Below are 15,082 nucleotides of genomic sequence, written 5' to 3'. Positions count from 1 at the left end.
TGGCAGCGGTTCACCGCCGGCCGTCACAGTGAGGACGGTCTATGGTTCTCGATGCTTCTATCGTCAGTCTGCTGCAGCGCAGAGCATACGAGCATCCGGATCGTCACGCTTACACGTTCCTGGAGAGCGGCGAATTCGAGGCCGAAAGCCTGACCTACGCGCAGTTGGATCGCCGCGCCCGGGCCGTGGCGGCGCTATTGCAGAGCCATGGGCTGTCCGGACAATGCGTAGCGCTGGTGCTGCCATCGGGCCTAGACTATCCAGCCTCGCTGTTCGGCTGCATGTATGCGGGAGCTCTGGCGGTACCTGTGTTTCCGCCGCGCATAGGTCTCGGAGTCCCGGATCGCACCACCAGAAGACTACGGGCGATCTGCTCCGATGCGCGCCCGGCCGCGATACTGACCAATGCAGCGGTGATGTCGAGGCTCGACGAGATTCTCACTCTGGCCCCCGAACTGCGCGTGATCCGCTGGATATCCGTCGCGGACATCGATGTCGCGCTGGCGCAGCAGTGGCGCGGTGTGGCCACCAGCAATAACGACGTCGCTTATCTTCAATATACGTCCGGGTCGACCGCAACGCCGCGGGGAGTAATCCTGACCCACGGCAATTTGCTTCACGAAGCGGCGGCCCTATCGGACTTGCATCGCTATACGCCGGAGAGTTCCTCGTTCATCTGGCTACCACTTTTCCATGATTGGGGCATCGTGGAGGGCATCATTCAACCCCTCTTCGAGATGATCCATTGTCATCTGATGTCGCCAGAAGCGATGGTCCAGCATCCCGTGCGATGGCTTCGCGGTATCTCACGTTATCGCTGTACTCATAGCAGCAGCCCGAACTTTGCCCTTGAGCTCTGCCTACGGAAAACCACACCCGAGCAACGCTTGTCGCTGGATTTGTCGTCATGGCGCGCATTTCCGAATGCCGCCGAGCCCATTCGTCAACACACGCTGGACCGTTTTGCGGAGACTTTCGCCGCGTGCGGCTTCCGTTCGGACGCCTACATCGCGAGCTACGGCCTCGCCGAGGCGACGTTGGTGATATGCTCGCGCCGCCGCTCGCACGTCAGTTTCTGTTCGGTGTCGAGTGACGAGCTTGGGCGCAACCGGATTGTCGACGCGGCACCGGGGGAGCGCAAGGTAAGCGTGTTGGCGTCATGCGGCACGTCGGTTCTGGGCACGCGGATTGAGATCGTTGACCCCAATACGGCAATCCGCTGCCCACCCGGTCGTGTCGGCGAGATATGGGTCATGGGCGGCTCGGTGGCGCGTGGATACTGGAACGCGCCCGATGCATCGGCCGCCACGTTCCACGCTTACTTGAAGGAGACCGGCGAGGGTCCCTTTCTGCGCAGCGGCGATCTCGGCTTCGTGAGAGATGGCGAACTCTACATGGCCGGCCGCCACAAGGACTTGCTCATCATCAATGGCGAGAACCATTACCCTCAGGACATCGAGCACACAGTCGAACGGTGCACCTCGATCGTTCGCGCGGGGTGTGGTGCGGTCTTTTCGGTCGATGTCGGTGAGGAGGAACGCGTTGTCGTCGTGTATGAAGTGACGAACGCCACGATGCCGGACGCCGCTTTCGTGGCGGGGACGATCCGTGATGCAGTTTCGAAGCACCACGACCTCGCGCTTTATGCGATAGCCTTCATTACTCCCGGCACGATCCCAAAGACGAGCAGTGGAAAGATACAGCGCAGCGAGTGCCGCAATAATTTCCTCGCGGGCGCTTTCGACATCGTTGCGGACTGGCGCATGCCGGAGAGGCACCCCGGTAAGTCAGGCGATCCTGAGGCGGAGATCGGACCGCCTCGGGGGATCAAGAAGGCCGACATAGAGGCGTGGTTATTTACGTGGCTGGAGCGCAATCTGCACGTATCGTCCGCCGAACTGGACCCAGGCGCGCTATTCTCGTCCTTCGGAATGAGCTCGCGGCACGCACTTGGTCTATCGGGTGATATGGCGAACTGGCTCGGCCGCGCCGTCTCGCCCGTGGTGGTGTATGAACATCCAACCATCGACGCCCTTTCACGGCATCTCGCGATCGAGATACGGCCGACCGTTGCCAATTTGAAGGCCGCGCCCACGCGGACGCTCGGCCCGGAGCCTGTCGCCATCATCGGCATGGCCTGTCGCTTTCCCGGCGCCGGCAGTCCCGAAGCGCTTTGGCAGCTCCTTCTGAACGGATTCGACGCTATCGCCGAAGTTCCTGCCAACCGCTGGGACAACGTCGCATTCTACGATCCGGACCCCGAGGCTCCGGGAAAGATCTACACGCGTCACGGCGGTTTCATCGAAGATATCGATAAGTTCGATGCGGCCTTATTCGGGATCTCCGCCCGCGAGGCGATCGGGCTTGATCCACAGCAGCGGCTCGTGGCCGAACTGAGCTGGGAGGCGCTAGAGCGGGCCGGGCAAGGACGCGACCCCCGGACTCGACGCCGGACCGGCGTGTTTATTGGGATCGGCAACAGCGACTACGGCCGCATGCGGATGGCCGCCCCGACTCAGATAGACGGCTATACCGCGACAGGTAGCGCCTCGAGCGTCGCGGCCGGACGCGTGTCCTACCTGCTCGGTCTTGATGGGCCGAGCGTTGCGGTGGACACCGCTTGCTCGTCATCTTTGATGGCCGTTCACCTAGCATGCCAGAGCTTGCGTACTGGCGAATGCGACATGGCGCTCGCGGGTGGGGTCAACGCAATCCTTTCGCCCTACCTGTCTATCGGCCTGTGCAAGGCAGGGATGCTGTCGCCTGAAGGGCGTTGCAAGAGCTTTTCGGCGGAGGCGGATGGCTATGTCCGCTCCGAGGGATGCGGCGTGGTCGTGCTAAAGCTGCTCCGGGACGCGCTCGCGGATGGCGACAGCGTGCTTGCGGTGATACGCGGATCAGCGGTCAATCAGGACGGCCGCAGCAATGGTCTCACCGCACCGAATCCCAGCGCTCAGCAGGCGGTCATTCGCGCCGCGCTTGCACAAACCGGAGTGCCGCCACTTCGCGTCAGCTACATAGAGGCACACGGGACGGGGACAGCACTCGGCGACCCGATCGAAATCAATGCCATCGCGGCCGCGTTGGCGGTTGGTCGTTGCAAGGGTGATCCTCTGATCGTGGGTTCGGTGAAGACCAATATCGGACACCTGGAGGCAGCCTCCGGCATCGCCGGACTCTTCAAGGTAGTGTTGTCGATGCAGGGTGGGACAATTCCGGCGAACCTGCATTTCCGCACGCCCAGCCCCCACATTGCCTGGGGCGATTTGCCGGTGACGATTCCTACTCAGCCGGTCAAGTGGCGCCGAGGCGATGTGCCGCGCCTCGCGGGCGTGAGCTCTTTCGGATTTAGCGGAACCAATGTTCATGTCGTTGTCGAGGAGGCGCCGACATTGCCGGTGCACACTTGCGATGATGGCCGACCCCATTTGCTGCGCCTGTCTGCTGCGACCGGCGCAGCGCTCCGCGAACTCGCGACCCGGTTCGAACGGCATCTTGCAGAATATCCGTCGCTGTCGCTGGCGGACGTCTGCTTCACGGCGGGCGTGGCGCGCGCCGTCCTGCCGCACCGTCTTGGCGTGGTGGCAAATTCCGAGATCGAGTTGCGAAAGGGGCTTGCCGCTTTTGCTTCCGGCAATATCGGCGCTGGGCATGTCGGGCACGTCACCGGCTCGCGGCAACCCGGCGTGGTGTTCTTATTCACCGGGCAAGGATCTCAATATGTCGAAATGGGTCGTCAGCTCTACGAAATGCATCCGAGATTTCGGCAAGTGCTCGATGCTTGCAATGAGATGCTCCAGTCGAAGCTCGCGAGTGTTTATGGCCGCGCTCCTCTGTTGACGGCGCTGCAATCGCGACCGGATCAAGCCGTAAAGCTCAATGCGGCGATTTACGCCCAACCTGCGCTGTTTGCACTACAAATCGCACTCGCCGAAGTCTGGCGGTCGTGGAAAGTCGAGCCCGTGGCTGTTATGGGACACAGCCTCGGCGAGTATGCGGCCGCTTGCGTGGCCGGCGCACTCACCTGGGAGGAAGGGCTGCTGCTCGTCGCCGAGCGCGCGCGGCTCATGCAGGCGCTGCCGCGGCGAGGCGCCATGGCGGCGGTATTCGCCGACGAGGCGACGGTGGCGGCAGCGCTTGCTCCGCATAGCGCCCATGTGGCAATTGCCGCCGTCAACGGCCCGCGAAATATCGTGATCTCGGGCGATAAGTCGGCTGTCGATGATTTGCTCGCTGGGTTCGGCGCTGCCGGATTTGAGACGCGGCGGCTCAGCGTCTCGCATGCGTTTCACTCGCCGGTGATGGATGACGCACTCGACGGATTGGAGCGGGCCGCGCAACAGGTCGTATCGTGCACCCCGCGCATCACGCTGATTTCCAACTTGACCGGCAAGGCGGTCAATACCGCTCCGAGTGCCGCGAGCTGGAGGCGCCAGGCCCGCGAACCGGTTCGGTTCGCCGACGGAATGAGCTGTCTGGCCCGCCAGGGATGGCGGCTGTTTCTCGAGATCGGACCGGGCGCCGTTTTGAGCGGCCTTGGTCCCGGATGCATCGATGACACCGACGCAGTTTTTATTCCGTCACTAAAGGAGGGCGAGGACGATTGGGGCATGATGCTAAATGCCGCTGCCGCGCTTTCGACGCGGGGAGTCGATGTCGATATGGCCGGCATCGCCGCGCCGCTGCGGCCCCGCCGGGTGCGGCTTCCCACGTATCCGTTTGAGCGAAGGCGTTACTGGGGCATTGCGCCGCCGCGAGCCGCGGAAGCGGCGCAAAGTTCTGGCGCCGATGCCGCCGATGCCGAGATCCCGGCATCGCAGCGCGAGGGCGGGTCGGCTGCCCCAGGACCGCCGGACGCGGACCTGGAGCGAATTCCGACTCCGGCCGGGGTCCTTGCTGCGCTGCCGCAAGAGCAGCGGTTACTGATCGAACGTTACCTGCGCCTGCATGTTGCCTCGATGCTGATGGCCGCCCCGGACCACATTGATCCCGTTCAATCTCTCACTCACTTGGGGTTCGATTCAATCCTGGCGTTGAAATTGAGAAACCGCATCCAGGCAGACTTCGGCCTGCAGGTTCCCATGGCGAAGTTGCTGCAGCGCGCCAACATCAGAAGCCTCGTGGAGCTCATTGAGCAGCGTGTCGCACCGACTGCAATGCAGGCCGATGTGGTCACTCTCCTCGGTCGAGATGCTGTGTCCCCGATGCGGTCATTTCCGCTGTCGGCCTCGCAGCACTCGCTTTGGGTGCTTCACCAGATCTCTTCGAACCAGGCGGCCTACAGCATTCCGACGGCGATACGGCTGCGCGGCAGATTGGATGTGTCCGCATTGGAGCGCGGCCTGACGGAATTGCAAAGACGCCATGAGGTCCTGCGCACGACTTTTCGCGTAATCGACGGCGAGCCACGCCAGGTGCCCTCGAATCCCGCCCCTGCATTCCTCCCAGTACTGGACCTGCGTTCCCTGCCGGAGGGCAAGGCGCGCAGCGAAGCACAGCGGCTGATGGTGGAGGAGGCGAAGCGGCCATTGGATCCGACCGCCGGTCAGGTCATGCGCACGACGCTGCTGCGGATCGCCGATGCGGAATGCATTCTCGTGGTAGTGATGCATCACATCGTTGCCGATGGCTGGTCGATCCTGGGAATCCTGCTACCCGAGTTGGCGGCACTTTACCAGGCTTTCTCGACAGGCAAGCCGTCGCCGCTGAGCGAGCCGCAACTGCAGTATGCGGATTTTGCGGTTTGGCAGCAGGCGCAGCACACGGTCGATGGCCTTTCGCGCGAATCGGCCTACTGGCGCGAAACGTTGGCAGGCGCCGCTTTCTCGCTGTCGATACCGACCGACCGGCGGCGTCCCGCGACTTTTCGGAATCACGGCCAGAGGCTGACCCGCACGCTTGCGGTCGAACTGACCGATCGGCTCACCGCGTTGAGTAAAGAATGCGAGGTCACGCTCTTCGTCGTCATGCTGGCCGCGATGAAGATGCTCCTGTTCAGATTGACAGGTCAGCGAGACATCTCGGTAGGTACGACCATCACCACACGAAGTCGGCCGGAGTTCGAGGTCGTGGTCGGCGACTTCACCAATCATCTGCCTCTTCGAGCCGAGGTGTCGGGCAATCTGAGCGCCAGGGAATTCATTGCCAGGATAGAACGGGCTGCCATGGATGCGTTCGCGAATGGTGGTTGCCCCTTCGACAAGATCGTCGAGGCGGTGAATCCGGTTCGCAAGGGCAACCGCAACCCGCTCTACGACATTGCCTTTGTGATGCACACTTTCACGGGGCGTACGCCCGGAACGTGGAACGCGGGTGCGCTTCAGCTCAGCCTTGTGCCACCGCTTGCGCAGGTGGACAACGAAACGTCGGAACTCGACCTCATTTTTGAACTGGCCGAGACCCCGGGGGGCATCGTGCTCGAGTGCGAGTTCGATACCGATCTGTTCGAGAGGCAAACCATCGAACGAATTCTGGACGGCTACAGCACGCTGCTCGCCGGGGTGGTGGCCGATCCAGCGCAGCGAATTTCAGCCCTCCCGGTGCTGTCGGAGACCGAGCGCGGGTTGATCCTCTCGCAATGGAATCGTCCGGACCGGGATTTTCCCGTTCCGCTCTCTGTCCATGAGATGTTCGAGTCGTCTGCGCTGTGCAATGCAGAGTCGGTCGCGGTCAAATGCGGCGAGACGTGGCTCAGCTATGCCGAGCTCAATAGCCGGGCCAACAGGCTGGCGCATCGTTTGCGCCGCGGCGGGGTTCGTCCAGGTCGGATCGTTGGCATTTTCATGGAGCGCTCCATCGAGTTCGTGGTGGCCATCATCGCCACCCTCAAGGCCGGCGGCGCCTACCTGGCCCTCGATCCGCGCTATCCAGCGGATCGCCTTGCTTTCATGCTCAAGGACTCCGCGGCGTCGATCCTGCTGGCGCAGACGTCGCTCGGCGACCGCCTTCCCGTGTTCGACCGGCAGGTTCTCCTGTTCACTCCCGAATTCGAGACAGTCGCCGGCGAGCCGCAAACCGATCCCGATCCCAGCGCGACTCCGGGCGACCCTGCCTATCTGCTCTACACTTCAGGTTCCACAGGAACCCCAAAGGGCGTGCTCATACCGCATGCGAATATCGCCCGGCTCTTCAGCGCCACGCGGACCTTGTTTGCGTTCGACGAGCAGGACGTCTGGACGCTTTTCCATTCATTTTCCTTTGACTTCTCGGTCTGGGAGATGTGGGGCGCGTTTCTTCATGGCGGACGCCTGGTCATCGTGCCGTATGAGGTCAGCCGCTCGCCGGAAGCATTCCAACGCCTGCTCTGTGCCGAAGGTGTAACCATTCTCAACCAGACGCCTTCGGCGTTTCGCCAACTTGTCGCCGAAGAAAACCCGGCGGGGGCCTTGGTCCGGCCACCGATCCGCCTCGTGATCTTCGGCGGCGAAACGCTCGATTTGCAAAACCTGCGCCATTTGCCGGCTTGGTACGCTCAGGTGCGTCCCCGAATGATCAACATGTACGGTATTACCGAGACGACCGTGCACGTGACCTTCAGGCAATTCGATCCGCTCGAGCCGGAGCGCGACTACGGTAGCGTCGTCGGCGTGCCTATCCCGGACATGCAGGTATACGTTCTCGACGCGCTTCACGACCTCGTTCCGGTCGGCGCGCGCGGGGAGTTATGTATCGGCGGGTCGGGTCTCGCACTTGGTTACCTCAACCAGCCCGGACTAACCGCGGAACGGTTCATCCCGAATCCGTTCAGTCCGACGCCGGGTGCCAGACTATACCGGTCAGGCGACACGGGATGCCATCGTCACGATGGCTCTATCTCGTTCCATGGTCGCATCGACCATCAGGTCAAGATCCGGGGGTTTCGGGTCGAGCTTGGAGAGATCGAGGCGGTTCTGAAGCAACACGAGACGGTGGCGGACGCGGCCGTCGCCCTCGACGAGAGCGTCGCTTCCGGCCGACTTGTTGCGTATGTGGTGCCCGCCCAGCGCGGCGTGGCGCCCGATGCGGGTGACGGCGGCGGTGCAGCAGAAATCGAAGCCGATCAATTGGCCCATTGGCGAACGGTATTCGATGAAACCTACCGCGAGGGCGCGCCGACAGCCGACCCAACATTCAACATCGCGGGCTGGAAGAGCAGCTACACCGGCGAAATGATCCCCAGACAGGAAATGAAAGAATGGGTCGATCGTACAGTTAGTCAGATTTTGGAACGGCGACCCGCGCAGATCCTCGAGATCGGCTGCGGCACCGGGCTCTTGCTGTTCCGTGTCGCTTCGCGCTGCGCTCGTTACATCGGCACGGACTTCTCCGGCGCTGCCCTTCAATATGTCGGCCGCCAGCTCGCCGGGCTCGGCCCGAACCATCGTTGCGTCGAATTGCTCGAACGCGCCGCAGACGATTTCGAGGGCATCGCGACAAGGTCTTTCGATCTCGTGGTGCTGAACTCGATTACCCAGCTGTTCCCCAGCACTGATTACCTGACCCGTGTACTGGAGGGTGCGGTCGAGGCTGCGAAGCCGGGCGGGGCCATATTCGTCGGCGATGTTCGCAGCCTCGCGCTGATCGATGCATTCCACATATCAGTTGTGCTGCACAATGCAGCTCCCTCGACGTCGTTTTCGGCTATCAGGACGATGGCGCAGCGCCGCAAGGAGCGGGAGCATGAGCTGGTCATTGATCCTGCTTTCTTCATCGCGCTGAAGCAGCGTCAGCCGTCCATCGGATTGGTCGAAATTCGGGTCAAGCGCGGCCGCTTCCACAACGAGCTGACGCGGTTTCGCTACGACGTAGTGCTCCATGTGACGGATGAGCCGATTCCCCCGGTTGCGGAATATGCTGAGGTGGACTGGAGCAAAGACCGACTGACGATCGCGCGGCTCGAGCGCCGATTGAAGATGAACCGGTTTCCCGTGCTGTTGGTGCGGCGGATTCCAAACGCGCGCCTCGCGTCGGCGGTCACCGCCCTTGACCCCGCATTGGACGAGTCCGCCGACGCCGATTCCGCCAGGCTTGCGCACGCTTCCGGAATAGAACCGGAGGACCTATTCGATCTCGGCGAACGCCTCTCCTACGCGGTTCACGTCACCTGGAGCGGCACCGGCGCCGACGGACTGATCGAGGTGCTGTTTCGGCGTCGTAATTCGGACGTATCGGAAAAAGCCGCCTTGTCGCTGCTGGAGCCGAAGGTCGTCGCGCCGTCGAGCCGGTTCGCGAATGCACCATCCCAGCAGCACGTCGCCCGCCGGCTCGAGCCCGCGCTGCGCGAGCATCTCGGCCGCATCCTTCCGGAGCATATGGTTCCGACAGTCTTTGTCATTCAGCAGAATCTGCCCCTTACGGCCAACGGCAAACTCGACCGCGTTCGGCTTCCAAAACCAGACTTCGAGCGGCCGAACGTGCGGGAGGCGTTCGTTCCCCCCGGTAATTCCGTTGAGAACACCCTGGTATCGGTTTTCAGCCAGGTTCTCAATGTCAATCGGATAGGTGTGAATGACAACTTCTTCGAGCTCGGAGGACATTCGCTGCTGGCCACCCAGGTCGTCTCGCGCGTACGCAAAATCTTTCGCCTCGAGATGCCATTGCGAGCGATCTTTGAAACTCCGACCGTGAAACACTTGTCAGCCATCATCATCAGCGAACTGGCTAGGAAGATCAATGATGTCGCACTCACCGCGATCGAGGCTTCCGTGTTTGACGAGCCGCAGGCACAGATCGGCAGCCGACCATGAACGAGATATTTGAGCGACGCATCGCAGCGCTCTCGCAGCAACAGCTCGATTCCCTGGTGGCGCAGATGGCGGCCGCGGAGACAGCGTCTCCGCGGAACATTATCGCGCACGACTCGGATAAACCGGAAACCTTCCCGCTATCGTTCGCGCAGCAGCGGCTTTGGTTTCTCGATCGACTGGAGCCGGGAAACGCGTTCTACAACGTTCCGGCGGCACTTCATCTGGAGGGGCCGCTTGACGTCGATGCCCTGCACCGCAGCTTGAATGAAATTATGCGGCGCCACGAGATCCTGCGCTCGGCGATCGTGGACGATGGTGTATTTGCGCGCTTGCGGGTGGTCCAGGCGCCGCCGCTGGATTTGCCGTTGATCAATCTTGGCGCGGTTGCGCCGGAGCAACGGTGGCGCGAAATGTTGAAACGGGTCGAGGAGGAAATCCGGCGTCCGTTCGATCTGGTCACCGGACCTCTCGTTCGTGCGCGACTGTTGCGGATCGGAGAGCGCGAGCACGTTTTTGTCCTGACGATGCATCACATTGTCTCGGACGGCTGGTCGATCGGCGTTTTCGTCCGCGAGCTGGCGACGCTTTACGACGCTTTTTCAAAGGGACTGGCATCACCTTTGCCGGAACTCGCGATCCAGTATTCCGACTTCACGCGCTGGCAGCACCAGTGGCTGGTCGACGGCGCGTTGGCAACCCAGCTGGACTATTGGAAGCAGCAGATCGACAGCGCTGCTCCCATGCTCCAGTTGCCCACCGATCGGTCACGGCCTGCAATCCAGACATATCGCGGCGCGCATTATCGCACAAAGCTCTCCGAAGCCTTGACCCAAGGCCTCGAAGCGCTGTGCCAGCGTGAGCGCGTGACCCTGTTCATGGCGTTGCTCGCGGCATTCAAGGGCGCCCTTTTCCGATATGCGGGGCAGGCCAGCATCTGCGTCGGATGCCCCATCGCCAATCGCAATCGCGCCGAAACCGAATCCCTGATCGGATTCTTCGTCAATACGCTGCCAATTCGCACCGACCTCTCGGGCGATCCGAGCTTCCGTGAGTTGCTTGCCAGGGTGCGGCGGAGCGCGATGGGGGCTTTTGAGCACCAGGACCTTCCATTCGAGAAGCTTGTGGAGGAACTGCGGCCGGAGCGACGGCTAAGCCATACGCCGCTCTTTCAGGTCGCGTTCGTGCTTCAGAACATGCCGATGCCTCCGTTGGTACTGGCGGACCTTAAGCTGACGCTCCTGGAGGTTGACTGCGGCACGTCGAAATTCGATCTGACGTTGCAGGCCACCCGCGGCAAGCAGGGTTTGGAGATCGATCTCGAATACAGCACCGATCTGTTTGAAGCCGAAACCATGGCGCGGTTGGTCGGTCACCTCGAAGTCATGCTTCGGGCGGTGATCGGAGACGCGGATTTGCGGCTCGGCGGGCTTCCGTTGCTGGGCGAAGCCGAGCGTCGCGAGATCTGCAGCTGGAATGCCACGCAAGTATCCTTTCCTGGCCCGATGCTCCTTCATTCCCTGTTTGAGCGACAGGCCGACCGGACCCCGGAGGCGGTTGCACTGGAGTTTGACGGCCGCGTCGTCAGCTATGCCGAGTTGGATCGACGTGCCACCCGCGTGGCCCACCACCTTCGCCGCCTCGGCGTGGGCCCGGATATGCTGGTGGGCATTCAGGCCGAACGTTCGGTCGCGATGGTGGTCTGCCTCCTCGGCGTCCTCAAGGCGGGCGGTGCCTATCTCCCGCTCGATCCTACATATCCGCGCGATCGCCTGACGTTTATGGCAAGCGACCCCGGCGTTTCAGTGGTGATGACGCAGAGTCATCTCTCGGGCTCCCTTCCGGCCACCAGTGCGGCGCTCGTGTCCGTGGACCACGATGGGAGTTGCTTCGATGCCGAAAGCAGCGAACGGCTGGTGGTCGATATCGATCCCGATAATTTGGCCTACGCGATCTACACGTCGGGCTCGACCGGGAAGCCGAAGGCTGCGCTCAACTCCCATCGCGGGATATGTAACCGCCTGCTGTGGATGCAAGACGCCTACCGATTGAGTGACGACGACCGCGTGTTGCAGAAAACGCCATTGGGTTTCGACGTGTCGGTGTGGGAGGTGTTTTGGCCTTTGATCACCGGTGCGCGGCTGGTGGTGGCGCGACCCGAAGGCCATAAGGACGCCGCCTATCTGGTCGAGCTGATCGCGCGGCAGCGCGTTACGGTCATCCACTTTGTACCCTCGATGCTGCGGGCATTTCTCAATGAACCGGGGCTGGGACGTTGCGATGGCCTTAGGACGGTGATTTGCAGTGGCGAGGCGCTCGGCGTGGATTTGCGCGATGCCTTCTTCAAACGCATCCCGGCCCGGCTGCATAACCTTTATGGACCGACCGAGGCCGCCATCGACGTGACGGCCTGGGAATGCGCGCCGCACAGTTCTGGCCATACTGTTCCAATCGGGCTGCCGATCGCAAATGTCCGGATTCACCTGCTCGATGCCGGAATGCAAATGGTCCCGTTCGGGGTAGTGGGCGAACTTTACATTGCAGGCATCGCCGTCGGGCGCGGTTACCTTAAACGCCCAGGAATGACCGCGGAACGCTTTGTCCCCGATCCATTCGGCGATGGGTCCGGCTCCCGCATGTATCGCACCGGCGACCTCGCACGTCGGCAGCTGGACGGCAGCCTTGAATTCCTCGGCCGCGTCGATCACCAGACCAAGATCCGCGGCTTTCGCATCGAGCCCGGCGAGATCGAATCGGTGCTCGCGCAGCATCCGGAAGTAGCCGAAGCGGTCGTCGTTTCACGCGGCAACACCCCCGACGACATGCGCCTCGTCGCCTATTGGGTGGCCCAGGGCCAACATTTCCGTTCGGCAGCCAAACTGCGCAAGTACCTGACAGGATTACTGCCGGACCACATGGTACCGGCGCGCTTCGTGCGAATCGAAGCATTACCGCTGTCGCACAACGGTAAGGTCGACCGTGGCGCTTTGCCGGATACCGAGGGGGCGCGGGCCGATCTGTCGCGGCCCTATGCGCCTCCGCGCAGCCCTCTGGAAGAGCGGCTCGCCGGCGTTTGGGCGCGGCTCCTGGACATGGAAGAGGTCGGCATTCACGACGACTTTTTCGAACTGGGCGGGCATTCCCTACTGGGGATACAACTCGTCTCGCGCGTGCGTGAGGCGTTTCAAGTGGAAATTCCGTTACGGCAGATTTTTCTCGCGCGCTCCGTAGCAGAGTTCGCTGCGGTGATCATGCGGACGCAGATTGAAAGCGCCGGATCCGGCGATCGTTCTGATGCCGGCTGGCCTGAGCTTGCCGTCGTGCCCGACCGGGCACACCGCCACGATCCATTTCCGCTCAACGACGTCCAGCAGGCTTACTGGGTCGGGCGGCGCGCGGAATTCGAGCTCGGCAACGTCGCATCGCATCTATATCTCGAGATCGATGCGAAGGGGCTCGATGTGACGGCGCTAAACGCGGCGCTTGCGCAACTGATCAGACGCCACGACATGCTGCGCATCGTCGTTCTGGCGGATGGAATGCAGCAGATTCTCGACGATGTGCTGCCCTATGACATCGCTTATGTCGACTTGCAGGAACGCGAGCCCGCGGCAACGGTCCAGGTGCTGGCGGAAATCCGCGAAGAGATGTCGCACCAGGTCCGGGCCGGTGACCGCTGGCCTCTGTTCGAGATTCGCGCAAGCCGACTGAACCGCGACCAGCTCCGATTGCACATCAGTCTGGATCTACTCATCGGCGACGCGTTGAGCTGGCTGATTTTTCTAAAGGAGCTCGGACAGTTCGCGCGCACACTCCGCGATGTCGCGGCTCCACTTGAACTGTCGTTTCGCGACTATGTCCTGGCCGAGCAGCAGCTTCGGCAGACCAAGGCGTATCGGCGGGCATCCGATTACTGGAACGCACGCCTGCCGACGCTGCCGCCCGCTCCTGACTTGCCGCTAGTCAAGCAGGGGAGCTCTCCGACACGGCCGCGGTTCTCGCGCCTGGAAGGGGCGCTCGAGCACGACGTATGGCGCGGACTGAAGCGGCGCGCCGTGAGGGCCGGGATCACGCCTTCAGGGCTGCTGATCGCAGCTTTCGCCGACATCCTGGCGGTCTGGAGCAGGAGCCCGCAATTCACCATCAACCTGACGCTCTTTAATCGAATCCCGATGCATCCAGAGGTGAATGATATCATCGGCGATTTCACCTCGCTCACGTTGCTTGCGGTCGATGCCTCTTTTCCACTCTCGTTCGAGCTGCGGGCCCAGCGGCTGCAGGGACAGCTCTGGGACGATCTCGACCACCGCCAGTTCAGTGCAGTGAAGGTGTTGCGGGAATTCGCCCGCATGCAGGGCAACCCTTTCAAGGCATCGATGCCCGTGGTGTTCAGCAGTCTGCTGGCGCAGGCCGGGCAGGGTTACGACACGAAGGCGATCGGCAAGCTCGGCGAACTCGCCTATGTCATCACGCAGACGCCCCAGCTCTATCTCGACCACCAAGTTTATGAAGACGAAGGCCGGTTACGCTTCAACTGGGATGCGGTCAAGGAAATGTTCCCGCCTGGCCTCCTGGACGACATGTTCGAGGCTTATTGCGGCCACCTGAACCGGCTCGCCCTGGAGGAATCCGCGTGGCAGGAGGCAACGCTGCCGTCGGCGCCGAAATCCCAGATCGACGCGCGCGCGGCCATTAACGCGACCGAGGCCGAGGTTGTGCCGGAGCTGCTGCACACTGCGATAGCAGCACGCGCTGCCCAGGATCCAGACCGCGTCGCGGTTATGTCTTCAACGAGGTCATGGAGCTACGCCGACTTGTGGCGGGCGTCCAATCAGGTAGGGCATTGGCTGCGACACCGGGGCACGCGACCAGGCATGTTGGTGGCCGTGGTGATGGAAAAAGGCTGGGAGCAGGTCGTGGCCGTGCTCGGCGTGCTCCGGGCCGGTGCCGCCTACCTTCCGATTGATCCCGGTTACCCGGCCGAGCGGGTGCAGTTCCTCCTGGAACATGGGCAGGTCGGGCTCGTCTTGACACAGGCCGCGGTCGATGCGCGCCTTTGCTGGCCTGACAGCGTCGAGCGATACCGTGTCGACGAAGTGGCGCTGTCGAATGATCTTGACGATCTCGCCCCGATCCAGCGCCAGGGCGATCTCGCCTACGTCATCTACACCTCAGGCTCAACAGGGGAGCCGAAAGGCGTGGCGATAGATCACCGCGGTGCTCTCAATACCATCAACGACATCAATCGGCGATTCGCGGTGGGACCCGATGATCGTCTCCTCGCGGTATCTTCGTTGGGGTTCGATCTTTCGGTCTACGATGTTTTCGGCATCCTCGGAGCGGGCGGGACGATCGTCTTG

The 15,082-nt window shown here is 62.2% G+C and carries 2 protein-coding genes (1 of these 2 cut by a window edge); both read left to right on the top strand.

The window, feature by feature from the left end:
• The first annotated feature begins 41 nt into the window (after positions 1-41).
• The gene (locus tag EI171_RS00290) at positions 42-9,725 is read left to right on the top strand and encodes a non-ribosomal peptide synthetase/type I polyketide synthase (protein WP_161532264.1); all 9,684 of its coding nucleotides are present in this window, start codon (positions 42-44) and stop codon (positions 9,723-9,725) included.
• Positions 9,722-15,082: the 5' portion of a non-ribosomal peptide synthetase gene (locus EI171_RS00285; RefSeq protein ID WP_161532263.1), read on the top strand. It continues 1,932 nt past the right edge of the window; the window shows 5,361 of its 7,293 coding nt (coding positions 1-5,361); the start codon lies at positions 9,722-9,724; the stop codon falls past the right edge of the window. The genes EI171_RS00290 and EI171_RS00285 overlap by 4 nt, the downstream gene beginning before the upstream one ends.

This window comes from Bradyrhizobium sp. LCT2 (assembly GCF_009931255.1).
GTDB classification, from domain to species: Bacteria; Pseudomonadota; Alphaproteobacteria; order Rhizobiales; family Xanthobacteraceae; genus Bradyrhizobium; species Bradyrhizobium diazoefficiens.
Note: the sequence above shows the minus strand (reverse complement) of the source record. Positions and strands in the feature narration are given on the sequence as shown.

What these genes read in the sequence shown, in the direction of transcription:
- EI171_RS00290 (WP_161532264.1), top strand. Translation starts at nt 42, where the DNA reads ATGGTTCTCGATGCTTCTATCGTCAGTCTGCTGCAGCGCAGAGCATAC.